This is a genomic window from Streptococcus sp., from assembly GCF_041802885.1.
GTDB lineage: Bacteria > Bacillota > Bacilli > Lactobacillales > Streptococcaceae > Streptococcus.
The window spans coordinates 1-18,888 of record NZ_JBHCHN010000059.1 but is presented as its reverse complement, the minus strand read 5'-3'; the positions used below and the strand labels follow the sequence as shown (position 1 = coordinate 18,888).

Annotated in this window: 19 protein-coding genes and 1 pseudogene; 19 read left to right on the top strand and 1 reads right to left on the bottom strand. The window is 45.0% G+C overall.

The annotated features are described in order from the left end of the window. Positions 1 to 6: 6 nt before the first annotated feature. From ACEYCN_RS07660 to galE, 15 genes and pseudogenes are all read left to right on the top strand, one after another. Positions 7 to 423 carry a F0F1 ATP synthase subunit epsilon gene (locus tag ACEYCN_RS07660; RefSeq protein WP_373713698.1) on the top strand — a complete coding sequence of 139 codons (417 nt, stop codon included), beginning with the start codon at positions 7 to 9 and terminating at the stop codon, positions 421 to 423. A 143-nt stretch (positions 424 to 566) separates the two neighbouring features. Continuing rightward, complete coding sequence (locus tag ACEYCN_RS07655) at positions 567 to 1,778, top strand: phosphopentomutase (protein ID WP_373713697.1); 1,212 nt, start codon at positions 567 to 569, stop codon at positions 1,776 to 1,778. Between the two features lie 2 nt (positions 1,779 to 1,780). Then, the gene (locus ACEYCN_RS07650; RefSeq protein ID WP_373713696.1) at positions 1,781 to 2,137 is read left to right on the top strand and encodes an arsenate reductase family protein; all 357 of its coding nucleotides are present in this window, start codon (positions 1,781 to 1,783) and stop codon (positions 2,135 to 2,137) included. Positions 2,138 to 2,147: 10 nt separating this feature from the next. Beyond that, the gene (locus ACEYCN_RS07645; protein WP_273450526.1) at positions 2,148 to 2,522 is read left to right on the top strand and encodes an MmcQ/YjbR family DNA-binding protein; all 375 of its coding nucleotides are present in this window, start codon (positions 2,148 to 2,150) and stop codon (positions 2,520 to 2,522) included. Between the two features lie 95 nt (positions 2,523 to 2,617). Then, positions 2,618 to 3,427, top strand: a complete 810-nt coding sequence (locus tag ACEYCN_RS07640) for a purine-nucleoside phosphorylase (protein ID WP_273450527.1) — start codon at positions 2,618 to 2,620, stop codon at positions 3,425 to 3,427. 87 nt (positions 3,428 to 3,514) lie between these two features. Further along, positions 3,515 to 4,228, top strand: coding sequence for a purine-nucleoside phosphorylase (deoD, locus tag ACEYCN_RS07635; protein ID WP_373713695.1), 714 nt, complete (start codon positions 3,515 to 3,517; stop codon positions 4,226 to 4,228). Between the two features lie 154 nt (positions 4,229 to 4,382). After that, positions 4,383 to 6,648: pseudogene (gene glgP, locus ACEYCN_RS07630) on the top strand (glycogen/starch/alpha-glucan family phosphorylase). A 263-nt stretch (positions 6,649 to 6,911) separates the two neighbouring features. After that, positions 6,912 to 7,475 carry a carboxymuconolactone decarboxylase family protein gene (locus tag ACEYCN_RS07625; RefSeq protein WP_373713694.1) on the top strand — a complete coding sequence of 188 codons (564 nt, stop codon included), beginning with the start codon at positions 6,912 to 6,914 and terminating at the stop codon, positions 7,473 to 7,475. A gap of 128 nt (positions 7,476 to 7,603) precedes the next feature. After that, complete coding sequence (hemW, locus tag ACEYCN_RS07620; RefSeq protein ID WP_373713693.1) at positions 7,604 to 8,737, top strand: radical SAM family heme chaperone HemW; 1,134 nt, start codon at positions 7,604 to 7,606, stop codon at positions 8,735 to 8,737. 8 nt (positions 8,738 to 8,745) lie between these two features. Beyond that, complete coding sequence (locus ACEYCN_RS07615; protein WP_373713692.1) at positions 8,746 to 9,483, top strand: acyl-ACP thioesterase domain-containing protein; 738 nt, start codon at positions 8,746 to 8,748, stop codon at positions 9,481 to 9,483. After that, on the top strand, positions 9,473 to 10,093 hold the full coding sequence (locus tag ACEYCN_RS07610; RefSeq protein ID WP_373713691.1) for an NUDIX hydrolase N-terminal domain-containing protein: 621 nt from the start codon (positions 9,473 to 9,475) through the stop codon (positions 10,091 to 10,093). The genes ACEYCN_RS07615 and ACEYCN_RS07610 overlap by 11 nt, the downstream gene beginning before the upstream one ends. Before the next feature lie 10 nt (positions 10,094 to 10,103). Next, on the top strand, positions 10,104 to 10,877 hold the full coding sequence (locus ACEYCN_RS07605) for a TIGR01457 family HAD-type hydrolase (RefSeq protein WP_373713690.1): 774 nt from the start codon (positions 10,104 to 10,106) through the stop codon (positions 10,875 to 10,877). After that, positions 10,867 to 11,505, top strand: coding sequence for a TIGR01906 family membrane protein (locus ACEYCN_RS07600; RefSeq protein WP_373713689.1), 639 nt, complete (start codon positions 10,867 to 10,869; stop codon positions 11,503 to 11,505). The genes ACEYCN_RS07605 and ACEYCN_RS07600 overlap by 11 nt, the downstream gene beginning before the upstream one ends. 59 nt (positions 11,506 to 11,564) lie before the next feature. Beyond that, positions 11,565 to 11,741 carry a 30S ribosomal protein S21 gene (gene rpsU, locus ACEYCN_RS07595; RefSeq protein WP_000048054.1) on the top strand — a complete coding sequence of 59 codons (177 nt, stop codon included), beginning with the start codon at positions 11,565 to 11,567 and terminating at the stop codon, positions 11,739 to 11,741. A gap of 68 nt (positions 11,742 to 11,809) precedes the next feature. Further along, positions 11,810 to 12,826: a UDP-glucose 4-epimerase GalE gene (gene galE, locus ACEYCN_RS07590; RefSeq protein ID WP_373713688.1), complete on the top strand. Its 1,017-nt coding sequence runs from the start codon at positions 11,810 to 11,812 to the stop codon at positions 12,824 to 12,826. A gap of 72 nt (positions 12,827 to 12,898) precedes the next feature. On the opposite strand, the gene mscL is transcribed toward galE, so the two are convergent. Then, positions 12,899 to 13,261: a large conductance mechanosensitive channel protein MscL gene (gene mscL / locus ACEYCN_RS07585; protein ID WP_373713687.1), complete on the bottom strand. Its 363-nt coding sequence runs from the start codon at positions 13,259 to 13,261 to the stop codon at positions 12,899 to 12,901. 159 nt (positions 13,262 to 13,420) lie between these two features. Between mscL and dnaG the strand changes: the two genes are divergently transcribed. From dnaG to ACEYCN_RS07565, 4 genes are all read left to right on the top strand, one after another. Continuing rightward, entirely contained in the window at positions 13,421 to 15,220 is a 1,800-nt protein-coding gene (gene dnaG / locus ACEYCN_RS07580) for a DNA primase (RefSeq protein ID WP_373713686.1), read from the top strand. A 2-nt stretch (positions 15,221 to 15,222) separates the two neighbouring features. Then, positions 15,223 to 16,344 carry an RNA polymerase sigma factor RpoD gene (rpoD, locus tag ACEYCN_RS07575; protein ID WP_373713685.1) on the top strand — a complete coding sequence of 374 codons (1,122 nt, stop codon included), beginning with the start codon at positions 15,223 to 15,225 and terminating at the stop codon, positions 16,342 to 16,344. A gap of 602 nt (positions 16,345 to 16,946) precedes the next feature. Next, entirely contained in the window at positions 16,947 to 17,267 is a 321-nt protein-coding gene (locus ACEYCN_RS07570; RefSeq protein WP_373713684.1) for a metal-sulfur cluster assembly factor, read from the top strand. Between the two features lie 479 nt (positions 17,268 to 17,746). Beyond that, on the top strand, positions 17,747 to 18,888 hold a 1,142-nt coding region (locus tag ACEYCN_RS07565), incomplete at its 3' end, for an aminotransferase class I/II-fold pyridoxal phosphate-dependent enzyme (protein WP_373713683.1).

The following is an 18,888-nucleotide window of genomic DNA, read 5'->3' as shown; positions in this document are numbered from 1 at the left end:
TGTAGTATGGAGCAAATGACTGTTCAAATCGTAACTCCTGATGGTATCCGTTATGACCACCACGCAGCCTTTATCCTAGTCAAAACGACTGAAGGTGAACTGGGGATTTATCCAGGCCATATCGACCTGATTGCTGTTCTCGAAATAGGAGAAATTAAGGTCCGTCGTGTTGACGATGAAAACCATGTGGACTGGATTGCCGTCAATGGCGGAATCATCGAAATTTCCAAGGACCTCATTACCATTATCTCTGATTCTGCGGAACGTGAGCGCGATATTGATGTCAGTCGGGCTGAACGGGCTAAACTTCGAGCAGAACGGGAAATGGAAGAAGCTCATAGTACCCACAATGCGGATATGGAGCGCCGTGCGCGGATTGCCTTGCAACGTGCCCTCAACCGTATCCAAGTCGGAAAACACTAATGAAACAAACTATCCAAAGTCAAATTTGGATGGTTTTTTTGTTATGAAATTTTTTATGAAATCGAATACAAAAACCGAACATTCGGATTCGAAATTGTGGTATAATGAGTTTAGATTAAACTAAATCTAAAAAGGAGATGACTATGTCAACATATAATCGTATTCATTTGGTAGTGCTAGATTCTGTCGGAATCGGTGCGGCGCCAGATGCCAATGACTTTGTCAATGCTGCAGTACCAGATGGGGCCTCAGATACCTTGGGACACATCTCAAAAACAGTAGGTCTTGAAGTTCCCAATATGGCCAAGTTGGGTCTGGGAAATATTCCTCGGGAAGTTCCCCTCAAGACCGTTCCTGCTGAGTCCAACCCGACAGGCTATGTCACCAAACTGGAGGAAGTCTCTCTGGGTAAGGATACCATGACAGGTCACTGGGAAATCATGGGACTCAACATTACAGAGCCTTTCGACACCTTCTGGGATGGCTTTCCAGAAGAGATTTTGACCAAAATCGAAGAATTTTCAGGCCGTAAAATCATCCGTGAAGCCAATAAGCCGTACTCAGGAACAGCTGTGATTGACGACTTTGGCCCTCGCCAAATGGAGACCGGTGAGCTGATTGTCTACACATCCGCAGACCCTGTCTTGCAGATTGCAGCCCACGAAGACATTATCCCACTGGACGAACTCTACCGTATCTGTGAATATGCCCGTTCCATCACCTTGGAACGGCCAGCACTGCTTGGTCGTATCATCGCCCGCCCTTATGTGGGTGAACCAGGAAACTTCTCACGGACTGCCAACCGTCATGACTATGCCGTTTCACCATTTGAGGATACCGTCCTTAACAAGCTGGCGGAAGCAGGTGTGCCAACCTACTCCGTTGGTAAGATCAGTGACATCTTCAACGGTTCAGGCATCACCAATGACATGGGTCATACCAAGTCCAACATGCACGGTGTGGATGTCTTGTTGGAAACCATCAAACTGCCAGAATTTGAGAAAGGATTCTCTTTCACCAACCTAGTGGATTTTGATGCGGTTTATGGCCACCGCCGCAATCCTGCTGGTTATCGGGATTGTTTGCAGGAGTTTGACGCTCGCCTGCCTGAAATCTTGGCAGCCATGAAGGAAGATGATTTACTCCTCATCACTGCTGACCATGGTAATGACCCAACCTATGCCGGAACAGACCACACTCGTGAATATGTGCCTCTCTTGGCCTACAGTCCATCCTTCACAGGCAATGGCACCTTGCCAATCGGTCACTTTGCCGATATTTCAGCCACTATCGCTGAGAACTTCGGAGTTGACAAGGCTATGATTGGGGAATCATTCCTACAGAGTTTGGTATAGACATGGAAAAACTGATAGTGTATTTCAACCCTGCTTGCAGCAAATGTAAGAAATTACAAGTGCTATTAGCCGGAAAAGACCTAGAAGTTGACTGGGTCAATTATCTGGAAAATCCCCTTTCGAGATTAGACATAGAGCGCCTTCTGGCTAAAATGGAGGCTCAGCCTTCTGCCCTAATCAGACTGTCGCCAGAAGAAGTTTCCCAGCATTCCGAAGAAGACCTACTTCAGATGATGGTTGACAATTCAGCCTTGCTCAATCGCCCCATTGTTGAGAGAGAAGATGCAGCTTTTCTCTGCCGACCACTTGAAATTATCCAAGAAAAAATGCCAGAATATGACTGGTCGGAGTATTTGTAAGGAGGCTACTATGTCAGTGGAAGAAATGGTTGAATTTTGTATAGCTCAGGGGAATAAACTAGCAGGTGCTCAAGTTTATTATCGTGAAGATTGGGATTGTTACTATTTTGATATTGCAGGCAAGTATTTTGGTCTGCTGTCAGCAAAGTCTGGGGGAGAAAGTTTTATCACTTTGAAAAATTTACCCGAGGTCAATGAAGAACTGAGGGTAAGCTATCAAGCTATCCGACCAGGTTATTACACCAATAAAGTTCATTGGAATTCCATTGATTTGACTTCGGGTGAGATTGGTAAAGAAATGCTAGCCTCACTCATTACAAGCTCCTACCAACTCGTGGTTAGCAAGTTGCCAAAAAAGGTTCAAGCAGCCTTATTGGAAAAATGAACAATATTATTAAATTTTTAGAAAGGAATGTTCAATTAAGCAGAAGAAAACATTCGCTTAACTGAATACGGGCTACGGCCTTAATATCTTAAACTATGTCTCTACTAGAAAAAATTATTGAAACAAAAGACTTTTTGGTTGAAAAAGGTTTGACTGAACCTGAGTTTGGTCTGATTTTAGGATCAGGCCTGGGTGAATTGGCAGAAGAAGTGGAAAATGCCATTGTCATCGACTATGCCGATATTCCAAACTGGGGCCAATCAACCGTTGTTGGCCATGCAGGAAAGCTGGTTTATGGAGACTTGGCAGGACGCAAGGTCTTGGCTCTTCAAGGACGTTTCCACTTCTATGAAGGAAATCCAATGGAAGTCGTGACTTTCCCAGTCCGTGTCATGAAGGCTCTGGGCTGTCAAGGTGTCATTGTCACCAACGCTGCGGGTGGTATCGGCTACGGTCCAGGTACCCTGATGGCTATTACAGACCACATCAATCTGACTGGTCAAAATCCACTGATTGGTGAAAACTTGGACGAATTTGGCCCTCGTTTCCCAGATATGTCCAATGCCTATACCAAGGCATACCGTGAAAAAGCTCATGCTATTGCTGAAAAAATGGGCATCAAGCTGGATGACGGTGTCTATCTGGGTGTGACAGGTCCGACCTATGAAACTCCTGCTGAAATCCGTGCCTTCCAAACCATGGGAGCCCACGCTGTTGGGATGTCAACCGTGCCAGAAGTCATTGTAGCAGCCCATTCTGGTCTCAAGGTCTTGGGTATTTCAGCCATTACCAACTTTGCGGCTGGTTTCCAGTCCGAACTCAATCACGAAGAAGTGGTCGAAGTCACCCAACAAATCAAGGGCAACTTCAAAGGCCTCATTAAGGCTATCTTAGCGGAGTTGTAAACTAATACAAAGTGAAGTTGTTCAAGTTCTTCTCATTTGAGCTTGAACTTTCCTTTTATCAGATTTTAAAAAGAAAGGTAACAAATAATGTCAATTCATATTTCTGCTAAACCTGGCGATATCGCCGACAAAATCTTGCTTCCAGGTGATCCCTTACGTGCTAAATTTATTGCAGAAAATTTCCTTGAAGATGCGGTCTGCTTCAACGAAGTCCGCAACATGTTTGGTTACACTGGGACCTATAAGGGCCACCGTGTTTCTGTCATGGGAACAGGTATGGGCATGCCCTCTATCTCCATCTATGCCCATGAACTGATTAACGAATATGGTGTGAAAAAACTGATCCGTGTCGGAACAGCAGGATCTCTCAACAAGGATGTTCATGTCCGCGAACTAGTTTTGGCCCAGGCAGCAGCCACCAACTCTAAGATGATTAACATTGACTGGCCTGAATACGATTTACCACAGATTGCTGACTTTGATCTTCTGGACAAGGCCTACCATATCGCAAAAGATCTGAACCTGACAACCCATGTTGGAAACGTCTTGTCATCGGATAGTTTCTATTCTCCGAAACTCTTCAGCCGTAACTTGGAGCTGGGTCAGCTTGGAGTAAAAGCAGTGGAGATGGAAGCAGCTGCCCTTTACTATTTGGGAGCTAAGTTTGGCGTTCAAACCCTGGCTATCATGACCATCTCAGATAGTTTGGTCAACCCAGAAGAGGACACAACTGCTGAAGAACGTCAGAATACCTTCACAGATATGATGAAAGTGGGTCTCGAAACCCTGATCTCGGACTAACTTTCTGAAAATTTCCAGAAAAAACGAACATAGAGAATCCAAGAACGTTTTCATTTTCGAAATAGTTTCTTAATTCTATAAAATAAGGTATAATAGTGAGGTTAGTGTTCGTAAAACACAAAAATGAATTTTTAAAGCACCAGGAGATTTCGCCATGATTAACTTGCAAAATTTTGTGCAGGCCATGTATGCTAAGCGCATTGAAGATTGTTCTGATCAAGAACTTTACTATGCCCTGCTTACCCTATCCAAGCACCGCAGTGAGGCACAATATACCAATGAACAGAAGAAAAAAGTATATTACATTTCTGCTGAATTTTTAATTGGTAAACTTCTGTCAAATAATCTGATTAACCTTGGAATTTATGACGAGGTCAAAACTCAATTGCAAGCGGCTGGTAAGGATTTGTTGGCGATTGAAGATGTGGAGATGGAGCCATCTCTCGGTAACGGGGGGCTGGGGCGTCTGGCAGCTTGTTTCTTGGATTCAATTGCCAGCCTTGGTCTTAATGGTGATGGGGTAGGCCTTAATTATCATTTTGGTCTTTTCCGACAAATTTTTCGTTATCATCAACAGTCAGCTGTTCCTAATGAATGGATTACACCTCGGTCTTGGTTAACAGAGTCACCAATTTCCTATAAGGTGCCGTTTGCTAATTTTACCCTCACTTCAAAACTATACGATATTGATGTGCCTGGTTATAAGACAGAGCGTAAAAACCGCCTGCGTTTGTTTGATTTGGCTTCTGTGGATGATAACATCATTGATGATGGAATTGACTTTGATAAGGAAGACATCTTCCGCAATCTGACCCTTTTCCTTTATCCAGATGATTCCAATGACCAAGGTAAAATTTTACGTATCTTCCAACAGTATTTCATGGTTTCAAACGCGGCTCAGCTGTTGATTGATGAGGCCATTGCCAAGGGGTCAAATCTCCATGATTTAGCTGATTATGCTGTGGTTCAGATCAATGATACTCATCCATCTCTGGTCATTCCAGAATTGATTCGTCTTTTGGAATTGCGTGGCATTTCCTTTGACGAAGCAGTTGAGATTGTCAAAAATATGACTGCTTACACCAACCATACCATCTTGGCAGAAGCACTGGAAAAATGGCCACTTGATTTCTTGAATAAAGTTGTGCCGCATTTGGTACCTTTTATCGAGGAATTGGACCGGCGGGCAAAAGCAGTGAAAGATGATGAATCTGTCAATATTATTGACAGAAATGGCCGAGTTCACATGGCCCACATGGATATCCATTATGGATACTCCATCAATGGTGTGGCGGCCCTGCATACAGAAATCTTAAAGTCATCTGAGCTCAAGCCTTTCTACGATCTTTATCCTGAAAAAATTCAATAACAAGACCAACGGAATTACCTTCCGTCGCTGGCTCATGCATGCCAATCCAAGTTTGGCACACTATTTGGATGAGTTGATTGGGCATGGCTATCATCACGATGCTTCCGAGTTGGAACAAATTTTGAACTTTAAGGATAACAAGGATTTCAAAGATCATTTAGAAGAAATCAAACAGCATAACAAACGAAAATTGCAGCGACATATCTTGAAAAACCAAGGTGTGGAGGTCAATCCAGATTCTATCTTTGATGTACAAATCAAGCGTCTGCATGAATACAAGCGTCAACAGATGAATGTCCTTTATGTCATTCATAAGTATCTGGATATCAAGGCTGGAAATATTCCTGCCCGCCCATTAACTGTTTTCTTTGGTGGTAAAGCGGCACCAGCCTACACCATTGCCCAAGATATCATTCACTTGATTCTGGTCTTGTCGCAGGTTATCAAGAATGATCCAGAAGTGAGTCCACATTTGCAAGTTGTCATGATTGAGAACTACAATGTCACCGAGGCAAGCTTTATCATTCCAGCAGCGGACATTTCTGAACAGATTTCTCTGGCATCAAAAGAGGCATCTGGAACTGGTAATATGAAATTCATGCTCAATGGTGCCTTGACTATCGGTACAGATGATGGAGCCAATGTGGAGATTCATGAGTTGGTTGGCGATGAGAATATCTACATTTTTGGTGAAGATAGCCAGACTGTCATTAATCATTATGCAGATGGCACATATCATCCATACAGCTTTTATGAGCGTGACAGCATTCGCCCCTTAGTTGATTTTATCACCAGTGATGTGGTGCGTCATGCTGGGGGAATTGATGAACGTCTCTGGCGTTTGCAGGATAATCTCAAACATAATGATCATTTCATGACCCTTCTTGATTTGGAAGACTACATTGTTACAAAAGAGCGGATGCTGACTGACTATGAAGAACGCAATAGCTGGTTGGAAAAAGTCGTGGTTAACATCGCTAAAGCAGGATTCTTCTCATCTGACCGCACCATCGAACAGTACAATGAAGACATCTGGCACTTGGAAAAATAAAACAGTCCCGGGGACTGTTTTATCCCGAGCCTAGAAACAAGAAAGCGAGGCACAGTCCGGGTGGATACAAACAGTTTGGGGAACTGTTTGTACCCGAGCTTGAAGATTTAAATGCTTAATGCAAACTCATTTAAAACCTGGAGCAATCCAGGTTTTTCTAGTCCTCCATTTGCAATACCTATACAGCCGATAAGAAATCTATATTAGACGGATGGTCCTGATTCTGTTATGATGATAGCAATCATTTTTCAAAGGAGAGAAGCATGACCCAATCCCATTTTCCCATTCAAACCATTGACTCTGCGCCAGAGAGCTTGAAAGAAAATCTTGCCACTGTAAAGAAAAATAATGGTGGCTATATTCCCAATCTGATTGGACTTTTGGCCAATTCTCCAACTGCTTTGGAAACCTACCAAACAGTTGGCGGTATCAATCGTCGAACCAGTCTTTCTCCAACTGAGCGTGAGGTGGTTCAAATCACAGCAGCAGTAGCCAATGGTTGTGGTTTCTGCGTGGCGGGGCACACGGCCATCTCTATCAAGCAAATCAAGATGCCAGATGATGTTCTTCAAGCCCTCAGAAAAGGGGTAAGTATTGATAGCGATCCCAAACTCGATACTCTCGCTAAATTCACCCTGGCAGTGATTGAAAACAAGGGGAAGGTTGGTGAACAGGTCCTTTCCGACTTCTTTACGGCAGGTTACACCGATGAAAATGCTCTGGATGTGGTACTGGGTGTCAGTTTGGCGACCCTCTGCAATTATGCCAATAACCTGATCAACACCCCTATCAATCCTGAATTGCAGCCCTATGCTTTGGAAGATTAGAGAAGAAAGCCTTTCCTCGTAGGGGCTGGAAAAGGAATATGAGACAGCCATCTTTCCCATCTCGGGAGGTGGCTGTTTCTGTGTACTTGTTATCTTCTGAAATCACTGGATTGTGCTATAATAGGTTTATGCAAAATCGTCCGACATCCGCCTACATTCATATCCCTTTTTGTACTCAGATTTGTTACTATTGTGATTTTTCCAAGGTCTTTATCAAAAATCAGCCTGTGGATGACTATTTAAAAGCCCTGATGGAAGAGGTTCGGCATTACAAGCTGCCAGCTCTCAAGACCCTCTACATCGGAGGGGGGACGCCCTCAGCCCTCTCGGCTGAACAGTTGGATTACCTGCTGACCCAGTTGGAACATGAATTGGATTTTTCCCAGCTGGAAGAATTTACCATCGAGGCCAATCCAGGTGATTTGACTGCGGACAAGATTGCAGTTTTGAAAAAATCGGCCTGCAATCGGATTTCTCTGGGCGTTCAAACCTTTGACAACAAGATGCTGAAACGCATCGGTCGCAGCCACAATGAAAGCCAAATTTATGAAACCATTGACAGCCTCAAGGCCGCAGGTTTTCACAATATCTCCATCGATTTGATTTATGCCCTGCCTGGACAGACCATGGACCAGGTGGTGGACAATGTTGCCAAGGCCTTAGCCCTTGATATACCTCATCTCAGCCTATACAGCCTGATTTTGGAGAATCATACCGTCTTTATGAACCGGCAAAAACGGGGTCGGCTCCACCTTCCAGGGGAAGATGTCGAATCTGAGATGTTTGACTATATTCTTACTGAATTGGAAAAACATGGCTTTGAGCATTACGAAATTTCCAACTTTACCAAGCCAGGCTTTGAAAGTCGCCACAATCTCATGTACTGGGACAATGCGGAGTATTATGGCCTAGGTGCAGGGGCCTCGGGTTATCTAAAGGGCATGCGCTACCGCAATCGCGGGCCCATCCAGCACTATCTCAAGTCTATCCGAGAAAAGGGACATGCCCGCCTCCATGAGGAATATTTGACCCCAAATGAACAGATGGAAGAAGAGATGTTTCTTGGTTTGCGGAAGAAAACGGGTGTTTCCATTGCCCGCTTTGAAGAAAAATTTGGCCTGTCTTTCGAGGAACGTTATGGCCAGATTGTCCAAGGTTTGAAGGAAGAAGGACTTCTGCAGCAAGAAGGAGACCGCATTCGCATGACGAAAAAAGGCCTCTTTTTGGGAGACACGGTCGCAGAACGCTTTATCATAGAATAGGAGTTACCATGGGTTTACAGTATGAAGAACCATTTACTATTCCCTTTGCCATGACAGATGTCAAGCAGGAAGTCATCATTTCGCAGTTCATTTCCTATTGTCTGGGCTTGTCTGGCCGCCAATCGGAAAGTATCGGACGCAGTGATCTGGATGTTTTTGAGCAATATGGGCTCATTTGGGTGGTGACAGACTACGAACTCTCCATCTTCCGCCTCCCGATTTACAACGAAACGGTCCGCATTGTGACTGAGGCGGTTTCCTACAATAAATTCTTCTGTTATCGGAAATTCTATGTCTATGATGAGGCTGGAAACCTGCTCATGGATATCCTCAGCTACTTTGTCCTCATTGATTTTCAAGACCGAAAAGTGGTGCCAGTTCCAGATGATTTGATTGCCCCCTATCAGTCTGAAAAAGTCAAGAAAATCCAGCGGGCTCCCCGCTACCAAGTCTTGGAAAATCCTGAAAATAAGGACTACCGCATCCGTTATTTTGACATCGATATGAATGGCCATGTCAACAACAGCAAGTACCTGGAATGGATGTATGACGCCCTGGAATACGACTTCCTTTTGGCCCATCGACCCAGCCACATCCAGCTCAAGTATGTCAAGGAAGTATCGCCGGGTGGCATGATTTCCTCCAAGGTTGAGCTTGAACAGCTGACCAGCCAGCACGAGATCTGGTCTGAAGGCCATATCCATGCCCAGGCTATTATCCAATGGGAGAAGCGCGATGACAGATAAGAATCAGTGGTTGGAGTGGGCTGTCCGCCTCCAGAGTTTGGCCCAAAACGGCTTGGCCTATTCCAAGGATGTCTTTGACATCCAGCGGTTTGAGGAAATTCGCCAGATTGCAGCTGAAATGCTGGTGTCCCCCTCTGGACTTCCCTTGGAAAAAGTGGAGGAACTTTTCTGCAACGAATCAGGCTACCAGACCCCAAAAATCGATACCAGGGCCGCCATTTTCAAGGATGGGAGGATTCTACTGGTTCAAGAAAGCGATGGCCGCTGGGCTCTGCCAGGCGGCTGGTGTGATGTCGACCAGTCTGTCATGGACAATACCATCAAGGAAGTCAAGGAAGAAGCAGGCCTGGATGTCAGTGCTGAAAAGGTCATTGCTATCCTGGACAAGGCCAAGAATAATCCAGCTAGGTCTGCCCACCGTGTCACCAAGGTCTTTATCTTGTGTAAAAGTTTGGGTGGGGCCTTTGTCCCCAATGCAGAGACTGTGGCCAGCGATTACTTTGCCTTAGACGAGCTGCCCGTTTTATCTGAGGGCAAGACCACCGCTCAGCAGATTGCCCTCTGCTTCGAAGCCGAAGCTGATGAGCACTGGCAAACAAGATTTGATTAAGGAGAAATCAGTGACCTATAAGGGATATTTAATTGATTTAGATGGGACTATCTACAAGGGAAAGGAACGGATTCCTGCCGGTGAACGCTTTGTTCAAGAGTTACAGAAGCGCCAGATTCCCCATCTCTTTGTAACCAATAACACCACTAGGACGCCTGAGGAAGTTCAGACTATGCTGGCTCAAAATTTTGAGATTGACACACCTCTGGAGACGATTTATACCGCCTCTCTGGCTACTGTGGACTATATGAATGACATCGGGCGGGAGAAAACGGTCTATGTCATCGGAGAGCATGGTCTCAAGTCTGCCATCGCAGAAGCGGGCTATGTCGAAGACCCAGAAAATCCAGCCTATGTCGTAGTTGGTCTGGATTGGAAGGTGGATTATGAGAAGTTGGCGACCGCTACCTTAGCTATTGAGAAGGGGGCTGTCTTTATCGGGACTAACCCAGACCTCAATATCCCAACAGAGCGAGGCCTTTTGCCAGGAGCAGGATCGCTCTTAGCCCTCCTTGAAGCAGCGACTCGGGTCAAACCTCATATCGTTGGCAAGCCTCAGGCCTATATCATGAATAAGGCCCTTTCCCATCTTGGGACCAAATTAGAAGAGACCGTTATGGTGGGTGATAATTACCTGACAGATATTCGAGCAGGGATTGACAATGGCTTTCCAACTCTTCTGGTTCTGACGGGCTTTACCAAGGAAGAAGAAGTGGCTAGTTTGCCTATCGCTCCCAGCCATGTCCTCAAAAGTCTAGATGAATGGAGTTTTGATGAAAACTAAATTACAAGTCATTTCGACGGTCCTGACTATTCTTTCAGCCGCCATTCTCCTGACCATCTATCTGGCCTGGCTTTTCTATCCTCTGGAGATTGAGTGGTTGCAGCTGGAAAAAGTGGTCTATATGAAGGCTGAGGATATTCTTTATAATTTCAAAATTCTCATGAACTATCTGACCAACCCTTTCCAGCAGGTTTTGGACATGCCTAACTTTTCTTCATCTGCAGATGGTCTCCATCATTTTGAGCAGGTCAAGTGGCTCTTTCATTTCACTCAACTAGCCTTTCTCATCAGCCTGCCAGTCAGCCTTGCCTTTTTCAAGAATGTTCTGCGAAAAGGCTATGGTAGCCTTTTTCAGAAGACCTATATCTGGATGGCTGTTCTGCCCTTGCTGATTGGTGGGATGGGGGCCTTGATTGGCTTCAATGCCTTCTTTACCCTCTTTCACCAAATCCTCTTTGTAGGAGATTCCACCTGGCTCTTCAACCCAAATACAGACCCTGTCATCTACATTTTGCCAGAAGTCTTTTTTCTCCATTGCTTTATCCTCTTTTTCCTCCTCTATGAGTCCTTGACAGGTGCAGTGATCTTCTACATTCACAGGAAAAGGAAAGATAAAGTTTCTATTTGACAGCTTGGTCAAATCATAGTATAATAACAAAGACTTTGAAATTGAGGGGAGTGAAAAATATGTCAAAAACAGTAGTACGCAAGAACGAATCTCTTGATGATGCTCTTCGCCGTTTCAAACGTGCGGTTACAAAGGCTGGTACGCTTCAAGAAACACGCAAACGTGAATTCTACGAAAAACCATCTGTAAAACGTAAACGCAAATCAGAAGCAGCTCGTAAGCGTAAAAAATTCTAATAGAATATGAAAAACAGCTGCAGAGCTGTTTTTTATTGTATCAATCATATTTGATAAGGAGAAGGTGCATGAGTATCTTAGTAACTGGTGGCTGTGGTTACATTGGCAGTCATACCGTTGTTGAATTGCTGGAGTTGGGACAGGATGTGGTCATTGTCGATGATCTTTCCAATGCCAGTGCTCTGGTTGTGGACCGCATTGAGGCAATTACTGGGAAGAGACCAGCCTTTTACCAGCTAGATGTAGCGGATAAGGATGCCTTGCGTGCTGTTTTTGCCAAGGAACAGATTGAAGCAGCAATCCATTTTGCAGCCTTTAAGGCAGTGGGAGAATCTGTTCAAAAACCTGGAATGTATTATGAAAATAATATTATGTCCATTCTTTCTTTGGTAGAGGTGATGGCAGAATTTGATGTGAAGAAAATCGTCTTTTCATCAAGTGCCACTGTTTATGGAAGCCTCAATCCATCTCCCTATAAGGAAGACATGCCGGTCGGTATTCCAACCAGCCCCTATGGCCAAACCAAGGTCATGTGTGAGCAGATTCTACGGGATATCTTTGTATCGGACCCAAGCTGGTCTATTTCCCTCTTACGTTACTTTAATCCTATCGGAGCTCATGAGTCTGGCCTGATAGGGGAAGACCCGTCTGGGATTCCAAATAATCTCATGCCTTTCATTGCTCAGGTAGCAGTTGGCAAGCGGGAATTTCTGAATATCTTTGGAGATGACTATGATACAGCAGATGGCACCTGTGTTCGGGATTATATCCACGTAGTTGATTTGGCCAAAGGTCATGTGAAGGCTCTGGATAAACTTAATGAAGCAGCTCAAGTCTACACTTACAATCTGGGATCTGGCCAAGGTACCAGTGTGCTTGAATTAGTGAACACTTTCGTTCAAGTGACAGGAGTAGAAGTACCTTATCAAATGGCTCCTCGCCGAGCTGGAGACCTAGCTTCTTTCTATGCTAACGCTGACAAGGCGTTGGCTGAACTGCATTGGAAGACAGAAAAAACGATTGAAGACATGTGCCGTGATACCTGGAACTGGCAATCCAAGAACCCAAATGGCTATCAAGAATAAAAAGATCAGGTATGGACTTCCATACCTGATTGGTTTTAACCAAAAAAACAGGCGAATAGCCTGTCTTTTCAATTATTTGTTTTTCAACAAGTCGCGGATTTCTGCAAGAAGTTCTTCTTGAGTTGGACCAGCTGGAGCTTCTTCTTTTTTAGGCATTGCTTTTTCAGCAGCTTTCACTACGAAGAAAAGCGAAGTACCGATAATCAAGAAGTTGATGATTGCGCTCAAGAAGCTACCGTATTTAACACCGTTCCAAGCAAGTTGTGCGATGTTTTCAACGTTTGCAGCTTTCAAAGCTGGGTTCAAAATGAGTGGTGTGATGATATCAGCAACCAATGAAGTGATGATGGCACCGAAAGCACCACCGATGATGACAGCAACTGCCAAATCAACGACATTGCCTCTAAACAAAAAAGCTTTTAAATCTTTTAACATATCCTAAATATGTCCTTTCATAATTTTATACTTGAATATTATATAGTATTTTGAAAAAAAATCAAGTATTCTATCTTGAAAAATTTACATTCGCCTTATTTTAGTATAAAATAGAGAATGGTATGATGTGCTTAGTGTCGGCTAGAGGGGAGGAAGTGGATGATTTCGAGAGAAAAAATCAATGAAATAAAAGAGGCTGTCAATATTGTTGATATTGTCGGCGAATCCGTTGCTCTTACCAAGGCCGGCCGAAATTATCTAGGCCTCTGTCCATTTCACGGTGAAAAAACTCCCTCCTTCAACGTGGTGGAAGACAAGCAATTCTATCATTGTTTCGGCTGTGGTCGGTCTGGAGATGTCTTTAAATTCATCGAAGAAATGCAGGGTCTTTCTTTTGCGGAAAGTGTTCAGGTAGTCGCTGAAAAAGCGGGCTTTCAACTGGATATTCCAATATCAGAAAGACAGGTGGAAAAGACTAGCCATCCCCACCAGGTCCTCTATGATATTCATACAGAAGCCAACAAGTTCTATCACGCCCTCTTGATGACGACCAAGATGGGCGAAGCCGCACGGACCTATCTCTACAATCGTGGTTTGACAGATGATATCATCAAGTATTTCCAGATTGGGCTAGCCCCTCAGGAAGCCAATTATCTCTACCAGCATCTGTCCAAGAAGTATACGGAGGCTGACTTACTCAACTCAGGTCTCTTCAACACAGGCAATGCCAATATGATTTATGATGCTTTTCAAGGCAGAATCATGTTTCCCTTGACTGATGAGTATGGTCGGGTAGTTGCATTTTCGGGGAGAATTTGGACCGAAGCTGACTTGGCAGACAAACAAATGGCCAAGTACAAAAACAGCCGGGGAACGGCGATTTTTAATAAGAGTTATGAGCTCTATCATTTGGATCAGGCTAAGGCCGCCATCAAAAAGCAGCGTGAAGTCTATCTGATGGAGGGTTTCATGGATGTCATTGCTGCCTATCGGGCTGGTCTTGAAAATGCAGTGGCATCGATGGGAACAGCCTTGACAGCTGAGCATGTCCGTCATTTGGCCAAGTTCTGCAAAAAGGTAGTCCTGACCTATGATGGGGACAAGGCCGGGCAAGCCGCAACGGCCAAGGCCTTGGAGGAATTGGCTGATTTCAATGTTGAGATTGTTTTTCTGCCAGATCAGATGGACCCAGATGAGTACATTGCCAAGCATTCCGAAGAAGCTCTGGCCAATGTCTTGACCAAGTCCCGCTTGACGGGTGTGGAATTTTTGATTCAATACCTGAAGCCTGAAAATCCGGATAATTTGCAGATGCAGATTGACTTTTTGGATCAGATTGGACCGATTATTGCCAAAACGGCCTCCATCACAGCCCAGAATTCTTATATCCATAAGGTTGCGGAGATGCTGGCTGATTTTGATTACCAGCAGGTGGAAGATGTGGTCAATCGGGCTCGGATTTCCAGTCGGCAGCAGCGCCAAGTGGCTGCCCAGGTTCCACAGGATATGTATTTTGAGCCGCCTAGGGAGCAGGTTATCCCTCAGCAAGCAAGGCTTACCAGTTTGATCCGCACGGAAAATCACTTGCTCTATCGAATGATAGAACATCCCTACATTCTCAATGAATACAGATTGAGAGAAGACTTTCATTTCGTCACCCCTGAATTAGAGGTCCTCTTTGAATTACTTAAGTCAAACGGAGAGATAACAGCCTATGACTTGGCTGAACTTGATGAATCCGTTCAAAGGGCCTGGTATCGGGTTTTGGAGGAAAAATTACCAGACGAAATTGGCACAAATGAATTAGAGGACTTGGAAATCAATCGCCAGCGCGAACAGATTAGAAGAGACAATCGCAGAAAGTTAAAAAGAGTTCGTGAACAGTCCCATATCGGGAATGATGATCAAGCCCTTGATGAGCTAAGCAAGCTCATTGCACAAAAAAGAAATATGGAGTAACTATGGCAGCGAAAAAAACAGAAAAGAAAACAGAAGTAACGACCTTTGATGTACAGGTGGCGGATTTTATCCGTAACCACAAGAAGGAAGGTACAGCCATTGATGATGAAATCAATGATCAATTGGCCATTCCATTCAGCCTAGATGCAGATGGCATTGATGATTTGCTGCAACGCATTCAGGATGCTGGAATCTCCATTGTGGACAAGGATGGGAATCCAAGTTCACGGGTCATGCAGGTGGAGGAAGAAAAGGAATTGACTGACGAGGAGTTGCTGGGCAGCAATTCTGCCAAGGTCAACGACCCAGTCCGCATGTACCTGAAAGAAATCGGGGTTGTGCCTCTTTTGACCAACGAAGAAGAGCAAGAACTGGCCCTGGCTGTTGAGGCGGGGGATGTGGAAGCTAAGCAGCGTCTGGCAGAAGCCAACCTGCGTCTGGTCGTTTCCATTGCCAAGCGCTATGTAGGCCGCGGTATGCAGTTCCTAGATTTGATCCAAGAAGGAAATATGGGTCTCATGAAGGCCGTTGATAAATTTGATTACTCCAAAGGTTTCAAATTCTCGACCTATGCGACCTGGTGGATCCGTCAGGCTATTACGCGTGCCATTGCGGACCAGGCTAGAACCATTCGGATTCCAGTACACATGGTGGAGACCATCAACAAATTGGTGCGGGAACAGCGTAATCTCTTGCAGGAATTGGGACAAGATCCAACCCCTGAACAAATCGCAGAACGGATGGATATGACCCCTGATAAGGTCCGTGAAATCCTCAAGATTGCTCAGGAGCCTGTTTCCTTGGAAACCCCAATCGGCGAAGAGGATGACAGCCACTTGGGTGACTTTATCGAAGACGAAGTCATTGAAAATCCAGTTGATTATACCACCCGTGTCGTACTTCGTGAACAATTGGATGAGGTCCTGGATACCCTGACCGACCGAGAAGAAAATGTCCTTCGCCTGCGCTTCGGACTAGATGATGGTAAAATGCGGACCCTGGAAGATGTGGGCAAGGTCTTCAATGTGACCCGCGAACGCATCCGCCAAATCGAAGCCAAAGCCCTCCGCAAACTCCGCCACCCATCCCGCAGCAAACCACTCAGAGACTTTATGGAGGATTGATTTTGTCTGGGAGACAAAATCAACCGCTCCCCTTGAAATAAGAGAGGGAGCGCCTCCGTGGGAGGTTTTTAACGGCCGCCTAGAAACACGAAAGCGGTCCAAGTCCAGAGTGGTGTTTTAACCCGAGCCAAGAAATAGAAGAGCGAGGAATAAGCCTACGGATAGGCTTGTTTTGACACAAACTTCGTTTGTTTCATCTCCCGCCTCCAATAGTCCCCCAGACTATTGGAGCCTGCCTGAAAATAGGAGAGCAGGCAATTTCGGGAATCCTTTTTAACCGCTCCCCTAGAAATAAGAAAGGGAGCGCCTCCGGGGAGGTTTTTAACGGCCGCCTAGAAACACAAAAGCGGCCCAAGTCCAGAGTGGTGTTTTAACCCGAGCCAAGAAATAGAAGAGCGAGGTTATCGTCTGGGAGACAAAATCAACCGCTCGCTGAAAATTGGGAACGAGCGATTTTGGGGAAGAGTTCTACATAAAAAATAGAGAATTGGGTATCTTCATTAACAGTTATGGTGGTCATCATTGATGAGTATCGTGAGCATAGAGCCGACTGATATCACTGAAACTATGGTAGAATAGAATAAACGTTTGAGGGGGAAGAAATGTACACAGAAGAGCAAGTAAAAGAGATTCAAGAACGCATTTTTAGTGCTCTTGAGGAAGTCATTGACCCCGAATTGGGCATTGATATTATCAACCTTGGTTTGATTTATGAGATTCGCTTTTTGGATGGTAAGGCAGAAATCGACATGACCCTGACAACCATGGGCTGTCCTCTGGCTGATTTGATTACGGACCAAATTCATGATGTTCTCAAGTCTATACCTGAGGTGACAGAAGTAGATGTTCGTTTGGTTTGGTCACCAGCCTGGACCATTCAAAAGATGAGCCGCTATGCACGCATTGCTTTAGGAATTAAGTAATTTTCAGCCCCTCTAGGGGCTGATTTTTTCTTTAAGGTAAAATAGAATCCAAGGCTTGTCATATCTATCGATTCATGATAGAATAAGTAAGCCTAGGAAAAGTAGAGATACCTATTCTAGCAAATATCAGACCTATATGGGACAAATTTTTGTCATAACCAAAGCCTCCGGACAGGCGGGTCAAATGCCGAAGCGTGGTGAAAACCACATTATTGATCGAGTTAAAAGCTCGAATTTTATAAGTTGATGTTAGGAGTCATCTCCTAATTCGTATCAAATTTAGTGTGGTGAAAGCACACGTCATCTTGTGAAACGGTCAATAAAGTACGTATATATTTGCACTGGAGAGTAGGAAACGGTAGGCACATAAACTCAAGAGAAGAATAAAAAGCGTCGATAGCGATTGTAGAGCAGGGTGAACCCTGCTCTTTTTCTGTGGAAAAAGGAGGGTATCATCTAGCAAAGGAGAGTTTTTCAGCATGAAAAATCAACATCAGGCTCCTATTTATGAGGGGCTTGTCAAACTCAGAAGGAAGAGGATTGTTCCTTTTGATGTGCCTGGACACAAGCGGGGTCGAGGCAATCCAGAATTAGTAGAGTTACTGGGCGAAAAGTGTGTCGGCATCGATGTCAATTCCATGAAACCATTGGATAACCTTGGCCACCCTGTTTCCATCATCCGAGACGCAGAAGAATTGGCGGCAGAGGCCTTTGGTGCCAGTCATGCCTTTCTCATGGTTGGGGGAACAACCTCCTCAGTGCAGACCATGATTCTGGCAACCTGTAAGGCAGGGGATAAAATCATCCTCCCGCGCAACGTCCACAAATCAGCCCTCAATGCTCTGGTGCTCTGTGGTGCTATTCCAGTCTATGTGGATATGAGCGTTGAACCACGGATTGGGATTGCCCTTGGGCTGGAAAATGAGGCCTTTGAACGGGCCATTGCGGAACATCCAGATGCGGTGGCGGTTCTAATCAACAATCCGACCTACTATGGTATCTGCTCAGACTTAAAAACCTTGACCCAGCTGGCCCATGAGGCGGGCATGAAGGTCTTGGTGGACGAGGCCCACGGTGCCCACTTGCATTTTTCGGACAAATTGCCAGAGGCTGCTATGGATGTGGGGGCTGATATGGCAGCTGTTTCCATGCACAAATCAGGTGGCAGTTTGACCCAGAGTTCTATTTTGCTGGTTGGGCCAGATATGAATGTGGAATACGTTCGACAAATTATCAACCTAACCCAGTCTACGTCAGCTTCCTATCTGCTTTTGTCCAGTCTGGACATTTCCCGCAGAAATCTAGCCCTTCGAGGTAAGGAATCCTTCGAAAAAGTCATTGAAATGGCTGAGTACGCTCGCCGAGAAATCAATGCCATCGGTGGCTACTATGCCTATTCCAAGGAATTGATTGATGGCAAATCGGTCTATGATTTTGATGTGACCAAGCTGTCTATTTACACACAGGGAATCGGCTTGACAGGTATTGAAGTCTATGATTTGCTGCGGGATGAGTATGACATACAGATTGAATTTGGCGATATCGGAAATATGCTGGCATACATTTCCATCGGGGACAGAATACAGGATATTGAGCGTCTGGTGGGGGCGCTGGCGGATAT

Bases quoted from the DNA above. Each gene is read 5' to 3' on its own strand.
- galE (WP_373713688.1), top strand. From the start codon at position 11,810: ATGAGTATCTTAGTAACTGGTGGCTGTGGTTACATTGGCAGTCATACC.
- ACEYCN_RS07650 (WP_373713696.1), top strand. From the start codon at position 1,781: ATGGAAAAACTGATAGTGTATTTCAACCCTGCTTGCAGCAAATGTAAG.
- rpsU (WP_000048054.1), top strand. From the start codon at position 11,565: ATGTCAAAAACAGTAGTACGCAAGAACGAATCTCTTGATGATGCTCTT.
- ACEYCN_RS07660 (WP_373713698.1), top strand. From the start codon at position 7: ATGGAGCAAATGACTGTTCAAATCGTAACTCCTGATGGTATCCGTTAT.
- ACEYCN_RS07645 (WP_273450526.1), top strand. From the start codon at position 2,148: ATGTCAGTGGAAGAAATGGTTGAATTTTGTATAGCTCAGGGGAATAAA.
- ACEYCN_RS07655 (WP_373713697.1), top strand. From the start codon at position 567: ATGTCAACATATAATCGTATTCATTTGGTAGTGCTAGATTCTGTCGGA.
- ACEYCN_RS07610 (WP_373713691.1), top strand. From the start codon at position 9,473: ATGACAGATAAGAATCAGTGGTTGGAGTGGGCTGTCCGCCTCCAGAGT.
- mscL (WP_373713687.1), bottom strand. From the start codon at position 13,261: ATGTTAAAAGATTTAAAAGCTTTTTTGTTTAGAGGCAATGTCGTTGAT.
- hemW (WP_373713693.1), top strand. From the start codon at position 7,604: ATGCAAAATCGTCCGACATCCGCCTACATTCATATCCCTTTTTGTACT.
- ACEYCN_RS07640 (WP_273450527.1), top strand. From the start codon at position 2,618: ATGTCTCTACTAGAAAAAATTATTGAAACAAAAGACTTTTTGGTTGAA.
- deoD (WP_373713695.1), top strand. From the start codon at position 3,515: ATGTCAATTCATATTTCTGCTAAACCTGGCGATATCGCCGACAAAATC.
- dnaG (WP_373713686.1), top strand. From the start codon at position 13,421: ATGATTTCGAGAGAAAAAATCAATGAAATAAAAGAGGCTGTCAATATT.
- ACEYCN_RS07615 (WP_373713692.1), top strand. From the start codon at position 8,746: ATGGGTTTACAGTATGAAGAACCATTTACTATTCCCTTTGCCATGACA.
- ACEYCN_RS07570 (WP_373713684.1), top strand. From the start codon at position 16,947: ATGTACACAGAAGAGCAAGTAAAAGAGATTCAAGAACGCATTTTTAGT.
- rpoD (WP_373713685.1), top strand. From the start codon at position 15,223: ATGGCAGCGAAAAAAACAGAAAAGAAAACAGAAGTAACGACCTTTGAT.
- ACEYCN_RS07625 (WP_373713694.1), top strand. From the start codon at position 6,912: ATGACCCAATCCCATTTTCCCATTCAAACCATTGACTCTGCGCCAGAG.
- ACEYCN_RS07600 (WP_373713689.1), top strand. From the start codon at position 10,867: ATGAAAACTAAATTACAAGTCATTTCGACGGTCCTGACTATTCTTTCA.